General features: G+C 54.8%; 22 protein-coding genes and 1 pseudogene. 3 read left to right on the plus strand and 20 right to left on the minus strand.

What is annotated here, in order from left to right; genetic code table 11:
• Window position 1: 1 nt before the first annotated feature.
• Entirely contained in the window at window positions 2-838 is an 837-nt protein-coding gene (locus OLTU_RS29140) for a phosphatidate cytidylyltransferase (protein ID WP_141736244.1), read from the minus strand.
• A complete protein-coding gene (uppS, locus tag OLTU_RS29145; RefSeq protein WP_141736245.1) occupies window positions 832-1,569 on the minus strand; it encodes an undecaprenyl pyrophosphate synthase in 738 nt (245 codons plus the stop codon). Before uppS ends, OLTU_RS29140 begins: the two co-directional genes overlap by 7 nt.
• A gap of 193 nt (window positions 1,570-1,762) precedes the next feature.
• Between uppS and OLTU_RS32795 the strand changes: the two are divergent.
• Window positions 1,763-2,344: pseudogene (locus OLTU_RS32795) on the plus strand (SAM-dependent methyltransferase); the annotation flags it as partial.
• Window positions 2,345-2,414: 70 nt separating this feature from the next.
• Here OLTU_RS32795 and OLTU_RS29155 read toward each other — a convergent pair.
• The 5 genes from OLTU_RS29155 to rho all read right to left on the minus strand — a co-directional run bounded on the left by OLTU_RS29155 (window position 2,415) and on the right by rho (window position 7,124).
• Window positions 2,415-3,506, minus strand: coding sequence for an AI-2E family transporter (locus tag OLTU_RS29155; protein WP_176737068.1), 1,092 nt, complete (start codon window positions 3,504-3,506; stop codon window positions 2,415-2,417).
• A gap of 29 nt (window positions 3,507-3,535) precedes the next feature.
• Complete coding sequence (gene prmC, locus OLTU_RS29160; protein ID WP_141736248.1) at window positions 3,536-4,408, minus strand: peptide chain release factor N(5)-glutamine methyltransferase; 873 nt, start codon at window positions 4,406-4,408, stop codon at window positions 3,536-3,538.
• A complete protein-coding gene (gene prfA / locus OLTU_RS29165; protein ID WP_141736249.1) occupies window positions 4,405-5,490 on the minus strand; it encodes a peptide chain release factor 1 in 1,086 nt (361 codons plus the stop codon). Before prfA ends, prmC begins: the two co-directional genes overlap by 4 nt.
• A gap of 112 nt (window positions 5,491-5,602) precedes the next feature.
• Window positions 5,603-5,803: a 50S ribosomal protein L31 gene (rpmE, locus tag OLTU_RS29170; RefSeq protein WP_141736250.1), complete on the minus strand. Its 201-nt coding sequence runs from the start codon at window positions 5,801-5,803 to the stop codon at window positions 5,603-5,605.
• Window positions 5,804-5,876: 73 nt separating this feature from the next.
• Window positions 5,877-7,124, minus strand: coding sequence for a transcription termination factor Rho (gene rho, locus OLTU_RS29175; protein WP_141736896.1), 1,248 nt, complete (start codon window positions 7,122-7,124; stop codon window positions 5,877-5,879).
• 505 nt (window positions 7,125-7,629) lie between these two features.
• On the opposite strand from rho, the gene OLTU_RS29180 reads away from it, so the two are divergent.
• Window positions 7,630-8,013, plus strand: a complete 384-nt coding sequence (locus OLTU_RS29180) for a hypothetical protein (protein ID WP_141736251.1) — start codon at window positions 7,630-7,632, stop codon at window positions 8,011-8,013.
• Here the strand turns inward: OLTU_RS29180 and OLTU_RS29185 are convergent, their stop codons facing one another.
• Window positions 8,014-8,382 (minus strand): carboxymuconolactone decarboxylase family protein, encoded by a 369-nt coding sequence (locus OLTU_RS29185; RefSeq protein ID WP_176737155.1) that lies wholly within the window; start codon window positions 8,380-8,382, stop codon window positions 8,014-8,016.
• 45 nt (window positions 8,383-8,427) lie between these two features.
• Window positions 8,428-9,771 carry a 30S ribosomal protein S12 methylthiotransferase RimO gene (gene rimO, locus OLTU_RS29190; RefSeq protein ID WP_141736253.1) on the minus strand — a complete coding sequence of 448 codons (1,344 nt, stop codon included), beginning with the start codon at window positions 9,769-9,771 and terminating at the stop codon, window positions 8,428-8,430.
• A 98-nt stretch (window positions 9,772-9,869) separates the two neighbouring features.
• Between rimO and OLTU_RS29195 the strand changes: the two genes are divergently transcribed.
• Window positions 9,870-10,766: an aminotransferase class IV gene (locus OLTU_RS29195; RefSeq protein WP_141736254.1), complete on the plus strand. Its 897-nt coding sequence runs from the start codon at window positions 9,870-9,872 to the stop codon at window positions 10,764-10,766.
• 3 nt (window positions 10,767-10,769) lie between these two features.
• On the opposite strand, the gene fliW is transcribed toward OLTU_RS29195, so the two are convergent.
• From fliW to flgG, 11 genes are all read right to left on the minus strand, one after another.
• On the minus strand, window positions 10,770-11,303 hold the full coding sequence (gene fliW, locus OLTU_RS29200; protein ID WP_218110347.1) for a flagellar assembly protein FliW: 534 nt from the start codon (window positions 11,301-11,303) through the stop codon (window positions 10,770-10,772).
• Window positions 11,304-11,390: 87 nt separating this feature from the next.
• Window positions 11,391-11,693 (minus strand): carbon storage regulator CsrA, encoded by a 303-nt coding sequence (csrA, locus tag OLTU_RS33010; RefSeq protein WP_141736255.1) that lies wholly within the window; start codon window positions 11,691-11,693, stop codon window positions 11,391-11,393.
• A gap of 43 nt (window positions 11,694-11,736) precedes the next feature.
• Window positions 11,737-12,636, minus strand: coding sequence for a flagellar hook-associated protein FlgL (gene flgL / locus OLTU_RS29210; protein WP_141736256.1), 900 nt, complete (start codon window positions 12,634-12,636; stop codon window positions 11,737-11,739).
• A 10-nt stretch (window positions 12,637-12,646) separates the two neighbouring features.
• Window positions 12,647-14,071, minus strand: coding sequence for a flagellar hook-associated protein FlgK (gene flgK, locus OLTU_RS29215; protein ID WP_141736257.1), 1,425 nt, complete (start codon window positions 14,069-14,071; stop codon window positions 12,647-12,649).
• Between the two features lie 2 nt (window positions 14,072-14,073).
• On the minus strand, window positions 14,074-14,616 hold the full coding sequence (gene flgN, locus OLTU_RS29220) for a flagellar export chaperone FlgN (protein WP_141736258.1): 543 nt from the start codon (window positions 14,614-14,616) through the stop codon (window positions 14,074-14,076).
• 106 nt (window positions 14,617-14,722) lie between these two features.
• Window positions 14,723-15,076 carry a flagellar biosynthesis anti-sigma factor FlgM gene (gene flgM, locus OLTU_RS29225; protein ID WP_141736259.1) on the minus strand — a complete coding sequence of 118 codons (354 nt, stop codon included), beginning with the start codon at window positions 15,074-15,076 and terminating at the stop codon, window positions 14,723-14,725.
• A gap of 15 nt (window positions 15,077-15,091) precedes the next feature.
• The gene (locus tag OLTU_RS29230) at window positions 15,092-15,472 is read right to left on the minus strand and encodes a rod-binding protein (protein ID WP_141736260.1); all 381 of its coding nucleotides are present in this window, start codon (window positions 15,470-15,472) and stop codon (window positions 15,092-15,094) included.
• 7 nt (window positions 15,473-15,479) lie between these two features.
• On the minus strand, window positions 15,480-16,493 hold the full coding sequence (locus OLTU_RS29235; RefSeq protein WP_141736261.1) for a flagellar basal body P-ring protein FlgI: 1,014 nt from the start codon (window positions 16,491-16,493) through the stop codon (window positions 15,480-15,482).
• Window positions 16,490-17,275, minus strand: coding sequence for a hypothetical protein (locus OLTU_RS29240; RefSeq protein WP_141736262.1), 786 nt, complete (start codon window positions 17,273-17,275; stop codon window positions 16,490-16,492). Before OLTU_RS29240 ends, OLTU_RS29235 begins: the two co-directional genes overlap by 4 nt.
• Window positions 17,276-17,532: 257 nt before the next feature.
• Window positions 17,533-18,570 (minus strand): flagellar basal body P-ring formation chaperone FlgA, encoded by a 1,038-nt coding sequence (gene flgA / locus OLTU_RS29245; RefSeq protein WP_141736263.1) that lies wholly within the window; start codon window positions 18,568-18,570, stop codon window positions 17,533-17,535.
• A 12-nt stretch (window positions 18,571-18,582) separates the two neighbouring features.
• The gene (flgG, locus tag OLTU_RS29250; RefSeq protein WP_141736264.1) at window positions 18,583-19,368 is read right to left on the minus strand and encodes a flagellar basal-body rod protein FlgG; all 786 of its coding nucleotides are present in this window, start codon (window positions 19,366-19,368) and stop codon (window positions 18,583-18,585) included.
• Between the last annotated feature and the right edge of the window lies 1 nt (window position 19,369).

Consider the following 19,369-nt stretch of genomic DNA (forward strand, 5'->3'; position numbering starts at 1 on the left):
TTTAAATGCCAAATTGATACAGTATAAACCAGATGGCAGGGGCCGCAAAGAGTAATCCGTCAACACGATCGAGGAAGCCACCATGCCCAGGAAAGATTTTGCCTGAGTCTTTGACTCCAGAAAAGCGTTTAAAGGTCGATTCTGCAAGGTCACCAAGCTGCCCAAGGGCTCCACCCAAAACAGCGCAAATCAGAATGATCGGCCAATCCACCATCTGTTCAGGATAAAAGCTTTTAAAAACAGCGGCTCCCACAACACTGGCGATAATGCCTCCAATGGAACCTTCCCAGGTTTTATTGGGCGACATCCTTGGTGCCAATTTATGTTTGCCCAGCGATCGACCCGCAAAATATGCCCCCGTGTCACCACACCAGACGATCGTGCACATCAGGAAAATATAGCGGGAATCTGGTGCGAGTTTGTAAAGCTCCCAGATGGCGAGCCAGGGAAAAGCACCATAGACAAGGCAAACCAGGATGCCGGCACCAGCGCCGAAGGAAAGGTCGATCTCGGGTGCAATGAAAATTCCAAACAGAAGACTGCCGAGCAGTCCCAGCATCATCACGCTCACCCCATAGCCCTGCGTATAGGCGCTGGCTGCGAAGAGCACGCAGGACATGCCGATGACGAGCGGTTGCAGAAGACGAGGCGGCGTGGCTTCATGATTGGCGCTGAAAAGAGTGTAAATGCGCGGGAAAATCATTCCTGAGATTTCAAAGGTGCCAATGCCCACGAGCAGCGTAAAGAACATTCGCATGGTATGAGCATTGCCGAGCAGGAACACAGAGAGCATGACGAGCAGAGCGACGACGGCCGTGATCACACGAGTCTTCAGCATACAGGTTTATCCATTCGCACCGCACCGAATCGGCGATCCCGATCCGCATACTCACGCAGCGCTTCCGTCAGGTGTTCACGGCTGAATTCCGGCCAATGCACTTTGGTAAAATAGAATTCGGTATAGGCCATTTCCCAAAGCAGGAAATTGGAGAGACGCTGCTCACCACTGGTGCGAATCAGAAGGTCAGGCTCGGGCAAACCCTGGGTGCTCAAGTTCTCGCTGATCACCTGCTCGCCGATGGCATCGGGCTGCAGGCGACCTTCCTGCACCGCCGCCGCAATTTTTTGCATGGCGCGGACAAGATCCGAACGACCGCTGTAGCTGAGCGCGAGCACAAGCTGCAGACCATCATTGTCACGGGTTTTGGCTTCCACGAGTTTGAGCCATTCCTGACAATCGTCTGGCAGCTTATCCGTGAAACCGATACTGCGCAGACGCACCTTGTTTTCGTGCAACTGATCGATTTCCTGTTTGAGATAGGAAACGAGCAGCGAGAAGAGCGCATTGACTTCGTCAACCGGTCTTCGCCAGTTTTCCTCGCTAAACGCATAAAGTGTCAAAACTTTGACGCCGGCCTTGCCAGCAGCTTCAACCACATCACGCACCCGCTGCGCGCCACTTTGATGACCGTATACCCGGGCTTTGCCCTGCCCTTGGGCCCAACGGCCATTGCCATCCATAATGATGGCGACATGTTCAGGGACTTTTGCTTGACTCAGCCGACTCATCGATCGATATAGCCCTATCTCTGGCTGATTCCCGTGAGCTTTTCAACTCCACGAGAATATGTTACTCGACACACGCGGAAACAGTTCCATTACCATAAACCCAGGAATTTCCCAAGGCTGGACTTCAGTTGAACCGGAAAGGACGCTCCCCGTGATTGCACCACATTCCGAAAGCCCGAGCGGCAAGCTCATAATGGCAGCCAATGCACTTGGAAACCCAAACGATATTCCAACCCGCAGTTTAGAGGCTCTTCGCGCGGCTGACTTGATCGTCTTTGAAGAGGACAAGGTCGCCCGTCAGACACTCAAGGCCGCTTCCATCCATCGTGACTACCTTCGTTTGACTGAGCATCTCGAACAGGATACCGTTGATGCCGTCAAAAAAGCTCTAAAAGCCGGACAGACCGTGGTTTTCATGAGCGACCAGGGCACACCCACTTTGGCTGATCCTGGCAAAAAGCTCCTCGAGGCCGCCTATATCGTGGGCGCCCAGGTTGCGCCCATCCCCGGTCCCAGTTCTGTGACGGCCGCACTTTCCATCTGCCCATTTCTCAACGGGCCCTTTCTGTATCTGGGCTTTCCGCCGCGTGAACCCGAGGAGCGGGACGCCTGGCTCGCCCATTACAGCGATGTGGATTTTCCTCTCGTCATCCTGGATACACCTTACCGTCGTCTGTCGCTGATAGCCAGCTGTATGAAAGTATTAGGTGTGGATCGGCGGGCGCTGATGGTCTTTGATATCAGCGGCCCGGATGAGGCCGTGCATCTTGACAAGCTGGAAAACCTGGCCAGGATCGAGAAGGATAAAATTAATTTTGTGCTGATCATCGCCCCAAGTTCGGCCCTCAAGAGGGCGGCAGGCGATAAAATGGCGAGTTTTGCAGGTAAGGCAGACAAATCTGCAAGGCCACAACGGAAGCCGCCACAGCCGGGACAGCGAGGAGGACCCCCAAAAGGCCGAACCAGTGGCCAAAGGAAAACACAGAAGCGATCACCACGATAGGATGCAGCCCCGCGCGATCACCGATGATGCGCGGGGTGATAATCATTCCATCGAGTGATTGCACCACGGCGATCACAATCAAGACACCGATGAAGACGGCGATGCCGCTGCCCTGGGTCAGAATCACGATCGAGCTGAGCATAAGACCGACCAGCACATCAAAGTAAGGCACCACGCGGCAGATCCCGGCGATGGCACCGATGGCAATGCCGGAGGGCAGATCGATCAGGCTGAAGCCGGCCATATAAAAAATGCTGAGCACAAACGCGACCAGAAACTGTCCCTTCACCACCGCGCGCAGCACCGAATCGATCCGGGCAATGAACACGCGTATCAAAGGGTGCAGGTCCTTCGGCGTCCAGTTTTTGACAAGACTTCTGAGATCATCCTTGTCGGCCAGCATCATGTAAGTGAAGAGAGGGATCATCGCGAGGTTGAAAGCAATTTCCAGCACCTTGGGCGTGCGTGAGAAGAGGCCTTGCATGGTATCCGACGCACCTACCAAATGCTGAACGAGATTCATCTTCCGAAAGCCGGCCTCGATGGTTTCATCGGGCACAATCTGCGAATGCCGGGCCCAGTCGATCAAGGGTTTGGCCAGACGCTCCCCATAGGCCATGGCCGCCGGGATCATCTGCACAATATTCACCAGCTCCTGATAGATATAGGGGATGCCCAGCACAGCAGCCAGGGTGCAGATCGTGACGACCAGAAAAATCAAAATGGCCACCAGCGTCTTGCGTGTGAACGGCAGCCGCTCACAGAGATAATTGATACCGGGGGAGGAGATATAGGAGATGATGGCACTGGCGACAAGACCGATCATCACCGCGCGGTAGAGATAGGTCAAAAGCACGAGCACTGTGCCCACACCAAGGCACAGGGTCAGAAAACGACGGAAGAGTGGCCAGGAGTACTGATGCTGATCGACCATCGCTCGTAACAGCCTTCCTAAACTGGAGCTTAAGTGAGAGGTGCTGTCGCGGTGACCACCCGATCCAGGCCTGCCAGATCCTGATGCACGGCGATGTTCTGCCAGCCGGATTCCTCTAGTAATAAGCATACATCAGAAGCCTGGCTGGAGCCGATTTCAAGGAAAATTTTGCCGCCCTTCCGCAGACTCTGCGCGGCCTTTTGAGCAAGCGTTCGGTAAAAAATCAGCCCGCTTTCATCGGCAAAAAGAGCCAGAGCCGGTTCAAACCGCACCACGGAAACAGGCAGTTCGGTCCGCTCGGCGGGCGCGATGTATGGGGGATTCGAGGCTATGAAATCAAAGGCCTGCCGCGCTTCGGCCCAACTTTGATCCTTGAGCGCATCCTTGTGTTCGAGGGTAATCGGGGCCTCAAGTTTTTCGGCATTCTGCGCGGCCACCTGCAGGGCGTCGCGGCTGATATCCCAGGCGGTGAGATTCCAGTGCGGACGGGCTTTTTTCAGACTGATGGCTATGCAGCCGGTGCCGGTGCCGACGTCAAGGCCGGTGACTTCGGTATCATCCGGGAAGCTGTTCAGAACGAGCTCCACGAGATGCTCCGTTTCCGGACGGGGAATCAAAGTCGCCGGGCCGACCCTGAACTCGTGCCCGTGGAATTCCTTGCGCCCCAGGATATAGGCCACAGGCTCACCCTGGGAACGCCGGCGAATGCGGTCGCGGAATGCACTGCGTTCGTCATTGTTCAAGGGTTTATGATGATCCAGATAAAGATCAAGGCGCCGACAGGCCAGGACATCACAGAGCAAGAGCTCGGCATCCAGCCGCGCGCTCGGTGAACCCTTTTCCTTGAGAAAGGGAATTGACCAGTCGATCACATCCTTGATGGTCCAGATCTGTTCGCTCATGATACGCCTTGCACTCTTTCCAGTTCATTCTTGAGGAGTTCGGTCTGATGATAAGCTGCCAGAGCATCGACGATCTCGGCAAGATCTCCTTCCATCACTTCACCCAATTTATAAAGGGTGAGGTTGATGCGGTGATCCGTCACGCGGCTTTGTGGAAAGTTATAGGTGCGAATGCGTTCACTGCGGTCACCGGACCCGACCTGACTTTTCCGGTCGGCACTGATCGCCTCCTGCTGTTCCCGCTGGGCCTTTTCCAAAAGGCGGGAACGCAGAACCTTCATGGCCTTTTCCCGGTTCTTGATCTGGGAACGCTCATCCTGGCATTCCACCACAAGACCCGAGGGCTTATGCAGAATACGGACGGCCGAGTCCGTGGTGTTCACGTGCTGGCCCCCGGCTCCTGACGAGCGGCAGAGGGTGATTTCCAGATCCTTGGAATCGATCGGCACATCATCCACCTCATCCGCTTCCGGCAACACAGCCACGGTACAGGCGCTCGTATGAATACGACCCTGGGCTTCCGTGGCCGGCACACGCTGCACGCGGTGCACACCGGCTTCGAATTTCAAGCGGCGGAACACCTTGTCGCCTTTGATAAGTATGATGGCTTCCTTGTAACCCCCGGTGGCCGATTCGGTCACCGACATGAGTTCGGTCTTCCAGCCGTTCTTATCGGCAAAACGCGTATACATGCGCATCAGGTCGGCGGCAAACAGCGAAGCCTCCTCCCCGCCGGTCCCGGCGCGTACCTCAAGAATCACGTTGCGATCGTCATTGGGATCCTTGGGCAGCGTGAGGATCTGGAGCTCCTTTTCCACTTCCACGAGGCGCAATTCGAGTGTTTCCAGCTCCTCCTTGGCCATGGCACGCAATTCCGCATCCGGCTCATCATTCAGCATCTGCCGGGCGGCATCCCGATCACTTTTGAGTTTTTTGTATTCGCGATAGGCTGAGACAATTTCGGAATAGCCCGCGCGTTCCCGGGAAAGTTTGGTAATCTCCGCTCCACTCAATCCATCGCGGGACATAAGGGAGTCGATTTCCACAAAGCGGTGTTCAATGGATTCGAGCTTTTCGTACATTGGGGACTGAGCCTCCTGCGTGCCGTCGGTTCAAAAAGCGAAGCCCAAACCCTCTCCGACCAACGAGGGTCTCCCTGGAGAGGCTTTGGGCTGCCAAAACGCGACGCAGAGACTAGCTGCGAGCGTATTTCTTCTTGAATTTCTCGATGCGGCCGGCGGTATCCATCAGCTTCTGCTTGCCGGTGAAGAAAGGGTGGCAGCTGCTGCAGATCTCAACATGGATTTCTTTTTTCACCGAACGGGTGTCAAAAGTGTTGCCGCAAGCGCAAGTCACTTTGGCAAGTTGGTAGTTGGGGTGAATCTCTTTTTTCATTCTGATTTCCTTCCGCGCATCAAGCCAGCCCTAGATGCCTCGCCAATCGGGCATCCCATGGGCTGGGTTTCATTTAACCGTTCATGGACTCCAGGAAATCCTGGTTGGTGTTGGTCTTTTCCATCTTGTTCAGAAGGAATTCCATCGCATCCACCGTGTTCAGAGGCTGCAGCAATTTCCGCAGAATCCACATCCGGTTGAGCACGTCCTTCGGCAGGAGCAGCTCTTCCTTACGAGTTCCGGACTTGTTGATGTCCATCGCAGGGAACACGCGTTTTTCCGCCAGCTTGCGGTCCAAAACGAGTTCCATGTTACCCGTACCTTTGAATTCTTCGAAGATCACCTCGTCCATCCGCGAGCCGGTATCGACCAGGGCTGTCGCGATAATGGTCAAGGAACCGCCGTCCTCGATATTCCTGGCTGCGCCAAAAAATCTTTTTGGTTTGTGCAGCGCGTTGGAATCTACACCACCTGAAAGAATCTTTCCAGAGGGAGGTACAACGGAGTTATAGGCTCGGGCCAGACGGGTGATCGAATCGAGCAGGATCACGACGTCATGTTTGTGTTCCACCAGACGTTTGGCCTTCTCGATGACCATCTCGGCCACTTGGACGTGGCGTTGGGCGGGCTCGTCGAAGGTCGAGGAAATGACCTCACCTTTCACCGAGCGCTCCATATCCGTCACCTCTTCGGGACGTTCGTCGATCAGAAGGACGATCAGGATGGCTTCCGGATGATTCTTCTCAATCGAGTGAGCAATATTCTGCAGCAAAACAGTCTTACCGGTCCGGGGCGGCGCCACGATCAGAGCGCGCTGGCCTTTGCCGATGGGACACATGATGTCGATGATACGGGTCGAATAGTTCGAACCGCCCACTTCCATCTTGAATTTTTCCATCGGATAGAGCGGGGTCAGGTTGTCAAAAAGAATTTTGTCAAAACCTGGATCCGGAGCGGCGCCGTTGACGGCTTCCACTTTCAAGAGAGCAAAGTAACGCTCGCTGTCCTTGGGCGGACGGATCTGACCCGAAACCGTATCACCGGTTCTCAGGTTGAAGCGGCGAATCTGCGAGGGCGATACATAAATATCGTCAGGACCCGGCAGATAGTTGTAGTCAGGTGCGCGGAGGAAACCGAAGCCATCTGGCAGGGTTTCGAGGACGCCTTCCCCATAAATCACACCACCGCGCTCGGACTGAGCCTGCAGCAAAGCGAAGATAAGGTCCTGTTTGCGCATGCTGCTGGAGCCTTCAACGCCCAGTTCACGTGCGAGTTTATTCAGATCGGAAATCCTGCGTTCTTTCAGCTCCTTGAGGTTGATGTCAACCTGTCCTTGGCTCACAGCGGAACCATTGGACGAACTGCTTGGAGTGATCGATGCAGGTTGAGTCTCGGGCAGAGCTTGTTCGGGTTCGCTCTTTTCGACTTTTGCAGCTGTCGCACGTTTCTTCGTAGCTGCCGCCGCTGCCGATTTTTCCCTTTCTGTCATTGGATAAGCTCTCTAAAAAAAGGTGGGTAGTGAAACTTGAACTATGGGTTGGATAAAAAAGCCGTGAGAAAAGCTCCAGGCGATATCGAAAACTTATTCAGCATAAGTCATTTTTTTGAGAAGAAAAAAAAAGACGGAAATTGGCAGGTTAAACGATTTTGAAAACAGATGCCTTTTCCTTATAATGTTGGATATTCCATTCCTGCTCATTTGTCAATTGCAAATGCCGTCCGCCCAAGCCCTGGCTCACCCTGGATAGGCAGAAAGCGCCAGCTTTGATACAATCAAGGCAAATGATACCCAGCTCAGACAACCTCCATTCAGCGATGAGAGCCCCATGAAAAGCATCGTGCCCTTCACCGCTTTAGCGGTTCTAGCGTGGAGCACCGCTTCGTCTCCAGCGCATGCTCAAATGGTTTCCACCGAAGAACGATTCCATGACCTCTTTGTCACCGCCGGTTACGGAACCGCGTTCGGTGCCGCATTTGGCGCTGCACTTTTGAGCTTCCAGGCCAAGCCGGACCAGAATTTGCGCTTCGTGGCCATCGGCGCCTCCGTGGGTTTCATCAGCGGCAGTCTGATCGGGTCCTATGTAATTTTCTCGCCTGTCTTCAGCGAGGCCCGGAACAGTCAGCCCATCTCCCCAAGCCTTTGGGCTCAGGAACAGAAGACTCCACGTCTGAGTGGTCTGCAAGCGGAATGGACGGTTCTGCGCTTCTAATCAGCTATAAAGTTCCTGCAGAAGTGCATAGGCGCGACGCAGATGGGGAATCACAATGGTACCACTGACCACGGTGGCAACGTTAATGGATTCCTCCTGCTCCTGCCGTGTGCAGCCGAGACGCCAGGCCTGAATCACGTGATAGCTGATGCAATCATCACAGCGCAGCGTGGCCGAAGCCACGAGACCCATGAGTTCCTTGGTCCTGGCCGGCAGAGCGCCTTCCAAATAAGCATTGTGGTCAACATTATAGATGCGCTTCAGCAGCTTGTTGTCCGCTTCGTCAACAATTCCATTCAAGCGGCTGCGTTCGTCCAAAAACGCGGCCGCGAGTGGACTCTTTGTCTTCGCTTCGGCCTCCGAAAACATAAAATTCGGCTCAGATGCTGAACTTTTCATGCGCTTCTTTTTCCCTCAATCCACAATTTTTCCGACCAGATCGTAGTCATGGGCTTCCGTAATTCGGACCATTTGGATCGTGCCGGGTTTGAATTCACCTTCGTTGATATACACAACGCCATCCACCTCAGGGGCCTGAATCGACAGACGGCCTTCGGCGAGCAGATCGGATTCCTCGGACAGGCCTTTGACCAGAACAGGAAGGGTCTGCCCGACAAATTTCTGCATATTCTCCCGCGAAAGCTCCTTCTGAAGTTCCATGATCTCCGCCTGACGACGGGCTTTGACTTCCTCGGGAACCTGATTCGGCATGCGGCCGGCGACCGTGCCTTCCTCCTGCGAGTAAATGAAGCAACCCAGGTGTTCAAAACGCATTTCCTCGACGAAGTCCTTCAGCTCCAGGAACTGCTCCTCCGTTTCACCCGGGAAACCGACCATGACCGAGGTGCGGATCGCGATCCCCGGCACGCGTTCCCGCAGTCGGGTAAAGGCCAAGCGCAGCTCATCGCGCGTGACGCCGCGATTCATCTTTTGCAAGATCTCATCGCTCGCATGCTGAACAGGAATGTCCAGATACTTGCAGATTTTCGGATGCGCCGCGAAGAATTCGATGAATTCTTCACTGATATTTTCCGGATAAACATAGAGCAGACGGATCCACTCGATGCCTTCGATGTCCACCAGCTGACGCAACAGCGACAGAAGATCGGACTCACCCCAGTCGCGACCATAAGCGGCCAGATCCTGGGCGATCAGATTGATCTCCTTCACCCCTTGCGTGGCGAGGTTTTTCACTTCCTGCACCACATTCGGAATGGGGCGGGAACGCAGCTTGCCGCGAATGGCTGGGATAATGCAGAAGGCACAGTTGTGCTGACAGCCTTCAGCGACTTTCACATAAGCGGCAGACGAGGACAGGGTGTTTTTCTTGGGCAGGGAACCATCGTAAAGGTAATGCGTGCGCTTCGCCTTCACCGTTCCTTGCGGCAGATTCTCAGAAAGAAAGTTGGAGATCTGCGGAAATTCATCCGTGCCAACGAAGAGGTCAACCTCAGGCAGCCCTTCGACCAGCTGCTTTTTATAGCGCTGGGTCAGACAGCCTGCGACCACAAGTTTCATATCGGGTTTGGTCTTTTTGATCTCAGCCGCTTCGAGAATGGTTTGCACACTCTCCTCTTTCGCCGCTTCGATAAAACCACAGGTATTGACGATAATGGTGTCCGCTTCCTCGGCATCATCGGTCACCGACCATTGGTCGGCCAGCATGGAACCCAACATCACTTCTGAATCGACCCGGTTGCGCGCGCAGCCTAGTGAAATGAGATGGACTTTCCGATTTTGGGAAGTTATGACTTCCATGTTCTGCTGACTCCTTTTGGCAAGTCTATGCTGGAGGGCTTTAGTGACAGGGGCCTGCTTTAGCTAGCACCAGAGCCCAAAAACCGCAAGGATAAAGTATGGCTGGACTTGTTTCGGTGAATGGGCACATCTCTGCCGTTTCAGAGGCTCTTATCCCCGCTCAGGATCGGGGTTTTCTGTTCGGTGATGCCATCCATGAAATGATCGCCGGGCGCGCCGACCTCTTGATTGATTTTGCGGCCCATGTGGCCCGTTTGCGGCGGGCGGCTGCGAAAAGCCGGATTCCCATGCCGTGGACCGATCAGGAGCTGCGCTTCGAGTGTGACCATCTGCTCAGTTTGACCAAATTTCCCCACAGTGCGCTGCGGATTATGATCAGCCGCGGCACGAGCCCGACCCTGAAGATGGAAGCCGGCCTGCAGCCGAACCGGTATATTTACTGTCTCCCGTCTTCATTGCCTACCCAGGCCCAGTATGAAAAGGGGCTGCAGCTGAAATCCAAAAAGCATCCTTTGAACCCACGCGGGGAACAGCTGAAGGCGCCTTCCTATCTCCATACAGCGGCAGCTCAGGACGAGATCCAGGCCGAGGGCTATGATGATGTGCTTTGGATGAATGCGGATGCGGAATTCACTGAGGCGGGCACCGCCAATGTTTTCCTGATCAGTCGGGACGGCGACCTTGTCGAGATTGCAACACCGCCTTTGACCGCTGGCATTCTGCCCGGCATCACCCGGGCGCGGGTCATGGAGCTGCTCGAGCGGAGCCAGATTCCCGTCACCGAACGCAGCCTCACGCTTGACGAGCTGCCACGCTTTGATGAAGGCTTTGTCACATCCAGCCTGCGGGGACCCTTCCCGATCAGCCGCATCGACAAGCACCGGCTGCATAGCACAAGGCCACAGGCTGTGTTTCAGCATATCCTCAGGCTATATCGAAGTTGGGAGAGTCATGAGGGAGGCGGCAGTCAGGGGGAAAGCTCCCCCCTGAATTGAGACTTATTTCTTTTCGACTTTGCCGACCTGAGGCTCGACTTTTTGTTCGCGGGCCTGGTCGATCACGTTCTGGAGAGACTGCTGCTCGGCGTTGGCCGCGTGCTTGCGCATCTCTTCCATAATATTGTGACGGGTCGTATAGTCAGAATTGTTGAGGATCACCTGCCGACCCTTGCGATTTTTCAGGTTGAAAATCACGGGAGCCTTGAGGTTGGCCGTCATCTTCTGCGGATCGCTCGGCATGGTGATGATCACCGAAACCACGGCGTCCTCTTCGGCTTCGATCTCCAGATCCCCAACTTCCGCCTCATTCACCTCGACCAGATAGTCCGGCTTGAAGAGCATAGGGTTGATCAGCACAAAGGCGATTGACCCGTCTTCAAGCGCTTGCAACCATTTGAAGGGCGAGTCCTGATCGTGATCCAGGAGCACATACTGTTTCAATTCGGGGAAGCCGATGATGCCGGCGGGAAGGGTGATCACGTCCTTCTCATCGATCTCTATATCACCGAACCTGGTGGTCTTAACCTTGATCAAGGCTCTTCTCCTCGGTTGGTAGCCGTCGCACGTAGGGGTCGTTCTTTTAGTGTAGCGTAAGTTTTCTGGGTCAACAAGGATTCAGTCCTAGGACTTTTTGGGATCGGTCTTCCGGGCGACGCGGGTCACTTTCTTGAGGGGCGAAGCCGTGTTCTGTACATCAGTTTCCCCAAACATTTCGGCAGCCTGCTCCACACTTTCGACGTCCGTGGTCGAGGCCTGGCGGTTTTCATCCTGGATCCTCTGATAAACTTCCTCGCGGTGGACCACTGTGCTGGGGCTGGCCTTGATGCCAAGACGAACCTGTTTGCCTTTGATCTGCATGACCACAATCTTGATGTCGTCGCCGATCGAGATTCCCTCACCGACCTTTCGCGTTAGAACAAGCACCTTTAAACCCTCCCTGGCATGAGGCGCGATACCTTGACTGAACTTACTGCAAGAAATTCATCAATGACGGTTGCAAAAGTTTATTCGAAGCCATGAGCGTGCTTTGAAGCACGTTCTCTGTTTTCTTAAAATCCGAGGTCACCCTGTAGGTGTCGGCATCCTCGATGCGTGAAAGGTCAGCCTGCGTCAGCTCGCGGTTCAGCTCCAGTTTCCGGGATGTTTCGTCGATTGCATTGTAAACGGCGCCGAGCGTCGCCTGATAGCTCGTCGTCTTATCCAATTGAAAATCCAGCTCCGCCATCGCCTTCTGGATACCCTGAATATCATTGGTCTGCAGGGCATCGGTCAGGATCTGAAGGGTATGCACCATTCCGAAGTGGCCATCCTCACGTTCATCCGCACTGGGCTCGAACAGATTGCGGGCCTGGAGGTTGATTTGCCGGAAGGTCCCATCATCGACCTGCAGAAAGATGGCCCCGTCATCCCCCGTGAAACCGCCCTCGCGAGTGACGGGAGGAGTCTGGGTGCGGAAGCCCCCAAAAAGATAGCGGTTGCCATAGGCGGAGTTGGCCAGCGAAACCACCCCTTCGATCATTTCCCGAACCTCCAAAGCCCCTGCCTCGCGACTCGCCGGACCATAGGTGGCGTTGGCGAGCGAGACGGACAGTTCCTTGGCGCGCATCAGGTTTTCCGTAATGCCCTGCAGGGCCGCCTCGGTGCGTTCCAAAAAGCCTTTGGAGAACTCGATATTTTTGATGAACTGATCGTAGTTGGAGATCTGCGACTTACGCTTGAGCGCCTGGCCCATGCCGATCGGATCGTCAGAAACGCGGTTGATCCGTTTTTGCGTCGACAGCTGTTCGAGCATGGACGCATTATCGCTCTTCGCGACTCCCACGCGAGCGTTGGCCAACTCATAGCGCTGTCGATCCGAAATACGCATGGTTTATACCCTAGCGTTTCATTTGCAAGACGGTATCCAGCATTTCATCAATCGTGGTAATCACCTTGGACGAGGCGGTGAAGTTTGCCTGCCACTTGAGGAGGTTGGTGGCTTCCTCGTCCATCGACACGCCGGAAATCGCTTCGCGGCGTGAATTCAGATTCAGGGTCAGCGTTTCATCCGCCTTTTGTATCTGCTCGGAGCGGACCAGATCCAGACCGAAACCACCGACATAACTTGCGTAATAGTCCTGCATCGTGGAACGGCCGTCGCCCATCAGCTTTTTTTCCTTCAGGCGGAGCATGTGGTTGACCATCACGTTATCACCCGGCGCATTGGGTGAGGAGGCAACGGAAATCGCATCAGTGCTCTCTTCGATCATACCATCCAAACGGATGTTTGCGGCAGCATTCCTGCGATCGCCGCCCAAGTCAAAGAAATTACGTCCGGTTGTTTCCTTAAAATCTTTGATACCAAAACCCTGCTGATGGATGGCATTCATGTGATCGACCAGGGTACGGGCCATTTCGTTGTTGTGTTCCAGCATATCAGGAATCACATGATCGCGGACCTGAACGAGGCCGGCGAGACGCCCTCTTTTATTGACTTCCGTGATGACCGTCGGCTGATGGGAGGATCCATCGATGACGACCACATCATAAAGATTGGTTCCATCTCCGCGGGTGACGACTTCAAAACGGGCCGGATGACCGCGATCCACGAGCAGGGTTTCCTGGGGTCCGCGGACCACGACCATGCCGTGCTCCCCGCGATAGTAGTTGATGTCGATGCGCTTGGTCAGATCCCGCAGCATGCGATCCTGCTGATCCATAAGATCGGGAACTTCGGGAGTGTTGATCGTTTCCGCAGTCTTGATGGCGATGTTGAGTCTGGCGATTTCCTGGAGCATGGTGGAAACCTCGCCGACTTCACCGCCTATCCTTAGGTTGACATCATCGCGTTGCATTTTCAAACTGGAATCAATGCGACGGAAGGAGTTCACGAGGTTTTGAGCGGTCTCGCGGACCGAGGTGCGGACGGTCATTTCTTCCGGGAAGTTGCTGAGATCCTGGAGCGAGTTGAAAAAACGATCCATTTCACTGGACAGAGTATTATTCAACTCAGGGCTATAAATGCCTTCGAGCGGTTTCATGGCCTCAAAGCGCGCCTGGCTCTGGCCAAGGTTCTGGTTGGTGTCGTTGATCTGCTTTTCCAAATACATATCATGGGCGCGGGTGATGTTTTTCACAAACACCCCGTTCCCGATCATAACCCCGCGCGTTTCCGAAGGTTGCCTTTGCTCCAGGTTCACCCTTTGCCGCGAGAAACCTTCCGTCTGTGCATTGGCAATGTTATGACCGGCCGTGTCCACACCCTGGCGGCTGGCATAGAGCGATTCCGCTCCCAGGTTCAGAGTGTGAAAGAGTCCGCCCATGGTCAGGTCCTTACGGTGAGGATGGACTTTTTCGGAGCGGTCACGGCCTTGCCGGATTTGCCGTAAACGGCTTCCGATTCGCTGGCCACAGCCTGCCAGAACACATAGGTTTCACGGTGATACTGCAGAAGTTTCTTCACCAGATAGGCATTGGATTCAATTTTGGGAAAGATGTGCTGTCGCTCGGCAGCCAGGGCCTTGATCTGATGCCCTAGCTTACTGAGGGGTTCATCCAGTTCTCCGGGCAGATTTTTCTGCAGCTGATCGAGCATCGCTTCCAGCTGCAAGGGCTCGCTCTGAGGCTCAAGCTGCAGATGGCTGGCCAGGTCCTCGATCGCCCTGCGAATCTTCTGGGCCTTGTCTTCGACGCCTGCGCCGAAGGCCAGCTTTTCCTGGGTGATGGCTTCAAGCTCATGGATATCCGAACGGGCGATCGCGCTGTTTTCCCGATCGAGGACGGTATCAAAGGCGGAAAGAACTGACTGCAGCTGCAGGCAGAGTCGCCCCAGCGCTTCCATTTTTTTGACGAGAATGTCCGGGGTCATGTCACCCTCAATTCATCCGCGTTCCGGACATCCTCCATGAACGGCGAACTCTGACCGAAGTAGCCCGGCGCTCATGCCAAGCCTATGGCGTCATTCCGATTAAATTTCACAATTCCGGGGGATTTTTGGCAAGCTCATCGCGAATGGCTTCGCGCATCATGCCGTCAGCGATATTGCCGGCATCCACTTTATATTCACCCGAGGCGATGCGGGCCTTAAGATCAGCGACTTTGTCTTCGCGAATATCCGAGGTATTGCGGGCAATATCCATGGCTTTTTTCCGCGCTTCGGCCATTTCCTTGGCCTTGGCGGAAACGTTCACATTGAAGTCGGCCGTGCCCTGGCCTTCCTTGTTCTGGACCAGTTTATCGAGGTCCTTCTGAACCCCTTTGGACTTCTGTACGGGAGCATTGTTCGTCAAACCGGAAGCGATCCCTGGGCCGACTTTTGTACTGTCCATAAAACTCCCTCCCCGTTACTTGGCCTTATGATACTGGGCCATGCCTGCAGCTTTCTGCATGACATCCGAGACTTTGGTTTCTCCCATCATCCCCAAGAGATGCTGTTCAATGGAAGCCGCAAGCCCCGTGGTCCTTTGACTCGCAAGATTCTTGGCATATTCTGAGTCGAGCATCGATTGAAAGATCTGCTCGCCGTTTCCGCCATCGATAAACTGCGATTTGTCGACCGTCTCCCGCATCGATTTTAACACGATTTCGAGAAAAATACCTTCAAACTCATCCGCTAATTTTTTGATGGCTTCGATGTTTTCCGGGCTTTTCTGGTTAACCTGGGAAAATCGATCGAAATTAGCCGATTCCATCGCATAACTGGCAGCCTTGTCGATAGCCGTCATCGTTGCCTCACAGCAGTTTGATGTCCGCTTTCAGTGCGCCCGACGCATGCAGCGACTGCAGGATGCTCACCAGATCCTCCGGCTTCACACCCATCTGGTTCAAACTCTTCACCAAATCCGCGATGGTTGTGCCTTGAACAGGAACCACGCTTTCCTTCTTGGCGTTTTTCCCGGACCCCACTTCAATGCTCAGCCCATTATGGGATACCACAACATCACTGATTTTAACATCCCCCCCCATGACCACCGTTCCCGTGCGTTCGTTGACGATGACGATCGCTTTCTGATCCGGTTCCACCGTCAAGCCTTCGATCTCGGCGATGAATGAGGTGAGTTTCGTTTGATATTCGTCCGGCACCTGGACCGTGACGTGCGCGGCATTCACGGATTTGGCGATGAACATGCGGAAGTGTTGATTGATCGTGTGGCTCACCCGAGCACTGGTCGTAAAATCAGGCTGGCGCAAATTCAGATCAATCGCATTGTTCTTCACCAACGCCGGGGCGAATTCCTTCTCGATCGTACCACCGTCCGCAATGCGCGCCACTGTCAAAATTCTGGCACCTTCGCCGCTCGCCTGGCCCACCACGATCGCCCCTTCCGCGACGACGTAAACTTCGCCATCACCGGCTCGCAAATGGGTCATGAGCAGTGTGCCACCGGCGAGGCTCGTGGCGTCCGCAACCGTGGACAAGCGGACGTCGATGCGATCACCGATGTTGGCAAAGGCAGGCAACTCAGCCGTGACGATGACCGCGGCCGCGGATTGCGTGGCCACTTGGGGATTATCCGGCGTCATGCCGAGGCGACTCAAAAGTGTCACCATCGCCTTGTTGGTGGTGAGAGATTCCGGCGAATCGCCGGTTTGATTCAAACCCACCACAAGGCCAAAGCCGATCAAACTGTTGGTCCGATCCCCACGAAGATTGGCGAGATCCTTGATACGAACCGCCTGACCCATGGCTACGGGCATGGTGACAGCGAGCATCACAAGCTGCAGAAACAGCAACATTTTCTTCATTGGTCACCCTCCGCTGGCGGCGTGGTGTTGCCCGGTTTGGCCTTCTCCGGATTGCCGGCAACTTCATTCAGGAGCGCCTGCTGTTTGAGGATGGTGTCCTTCTGCTGCTCGATCAGACCGTTTTGTTCTGAAACCTTGCGATTGAGTTCATTCAGTTTCTGTTCGGCTTCCTCACGCAATTTCCGAACACGCTCGCGCTCCTGAGCAATCTGTCCGCGTTCCTTGCTCATGTTGACAATACGATCCTGCAGGCGATCCTTGACCTTCTGCAGATCCTTGCGCTTGTTTTCAAGCTCGATGGCTGTTTTGGAGCGCGCCTCTTCGAAGCCGGCCCAGCGCAGCGTGTACTCGTCCTCCCAGCCCGACGACTCGCGTTCAATCGTGTTCGCACCCTGCTGCTCATACCAATCCACATCCACCAGATCCAAAGTGGTGAGCGGTTGATTGGTGGCGAGACGGGCGCGCGGAATACGGGAAACCGCTCGAATGGAATTGGCATCCCACTCGTTCGTACTGGCACGCGTCGCTTCGACAATGACATCACCATTTTCAAGTTTGCGCAGAACACGCATCTTGATGACCGAGGGAACCTTCGGCGTTTTATCGTCGGGTTCCAGTTTCGGCAGGGCTGCGATCAACTCATCCTGGGGACCTTTGGCGGCAGCACCGGCAGGCGCACCGGCCGCAGGTGCAGCAGGCGCGGGCGTGGCCGCACCTTCACTGCGATTGACTTTGACAATAACATCCAAAGTCTCGCCGACAGCGCCACGCGGCGGCTCCATGAATAGAGAATTTTCAGCTCGATTCAGTGATAAGAGAGAACCTGTGAAGTTTTGGGTCTCTTTAGGAACAACTGCAAGGCTTTCTCTTTTAATGTAGATTTCTGGGCTTGATTCTGATTTCTCTTCAACAGGTCGTCGATGACCCAGATGGGGAGATTTTCCTTCCTTCTCACTGAGATACTCCCTTTGCGAGATCGGGAACACACCTGTCTGGCAGGCACCCAATAAACTTGTAAGAAATATCATACACAAACTTCTCATGGCATGTGTACCTCGACCTTTGAAGGGCCTGTGACAGTGGCCATGACCTGACGTTTAGTCGTAGCGAGCTTCACGCGAATGCGCTGTCCGATCGCGGCGGATTCCATCGCCTGGGCAGCGCTATTCATTTTGACACCGTTTGAAACAACATAAGCTTCCACACGCTCGCCGCGTTTCACATCGGGATCGCGCACCAAATCATAATTACGCAGAACCTGGCCGGGACGCGCCGTGAGGCGGAGAATCTGTTTCTCGAGCGCGCTGGCGTCACGCACCACATTCTCCTGATAGGGCACCCACTGAAAGTCCACCGCCTCAGGATTCAATAATTGACCGCGTTCCATGGCCTGGACGACCACAGCGGCCTTCACTTCCGCGCGCAAAACCACCTGGACCGTCAGATCATAGTGTTCGCTGCTGCCCGCTTCCTGATCGATGAGTCGGACCATCAGATTCACGAGGGAACGGCGTGGATTCTGCCGAATAAAACTGAAATCCTGCTCCCAGCTGGGAAATTCGATACGATAGTTGCCGTGCCGCAAACGAAGGCCCACAGGAACGCGCACGGTGTTCAGCGTAAAGCGATAGGGACCGTCGAGTTCGGGCAGCCGGGCCTCTACCAGCTGGCGAATGCGCGCCGCGTCCACCGGCAGGGCGGTCGCGATCAGACGCATGCGGGATGGCGCCTGAATCAGCACCTTTTGCTGCGGCAGCTCCAAATCGAGGGCTTTCCGCAGGTCGGCTTCGGTCAGGGATTTCTCGTGACCGGCCTTGGGACTGGGGCCGAGATCGATGGCGAGGATATCGCGGCACAGAAGCACAGAGCCCTGGCAGCTGGCGATGTCCTGCATATAGATACGGGCACGCCTGATTTCGGTCTGCTCGCGCATGATCAGGGTGCTTTCGAGGGTGAGCGGCAGCGTCGGCTGCGGCGCGGCGGACTCCTGACCATAAAGCTGCGAAACCGCAACGGGTTCGGCGCCCCAGACAGCTGAGGCGAAGGTCAGAAGTAAAATGGCAAGACTCACTCTCATGACGATCCAGTATCAGCGAATGTTATTGGTTTGCTGCAGCATCTGATCACCGGTCTGAATCACCTTGGAATTGATTTCATAGGCGCGCTGACCGGAGATCATGTTGACCATTTCCTCGACGATGTTCACGTTCGAGGCTTCGAGTTCCCCCTGACCGATGCGGCCAAAGCCCTGGGTATTCGGTTGACCCTGCAGGGGTTCGCCGCTGGCCGGGGTGTTGGCGTAAAGATTGCGCCCCAGCGATTCGAGACCGGTTGGGTTGACAAAGTTCGCCAGCACGATCTGGCCAATATCCTGTGACTCGTTGCCGACGCGAACAGTCACCGTTCCATCGAGGCCCACGTGGAGTTTGTCGCTCGTCACGTTTTCGGGAACCACGATCTCGGGAATCAGTGGGAAACCTTCCGAGGTCACAAGGCGGCCGGTGTTATCGATCTTGAAACTGCCGTCACGGGTGAAGGCGACCGTGCCATCATCCTTCTGCACGCGGAAAAAACCCTGCCCTTCGATCATAAGGTCGGTGGTCTTGTTCGTGACGCGGATGGCGCCTTCATTGAACATTTTTTCCACCGACGAAATGCGGGAACCGGCACCGATTTGAATACCCGTAGGAACCACCGTGCCCGCGGTTGAGTTCTGGCCGGGAGCTTTCAATGTTTGATACAGAAGATCATGAAAGTTCGCACGCGAACGTTTGAACGCCGTGGTGTTGACGTTGGCCAGGTTGTTGGAAATGGTATCGATGGTTACCTGCTGGGATTCCATACCCGTGGCGGCTGTGAAAAGGGAACGCATCATG

Origin of the sequence: Oligoflexus tunisiensis, from assembly GCF_001748245.1 — a bacterium.
GTDB lineage: Bacteria > Bdellovibrionota_B > Oligoflexia > Oligoflexales > Oligoflexaceae > Oligoflexus > Oligoflexus tunisiensis.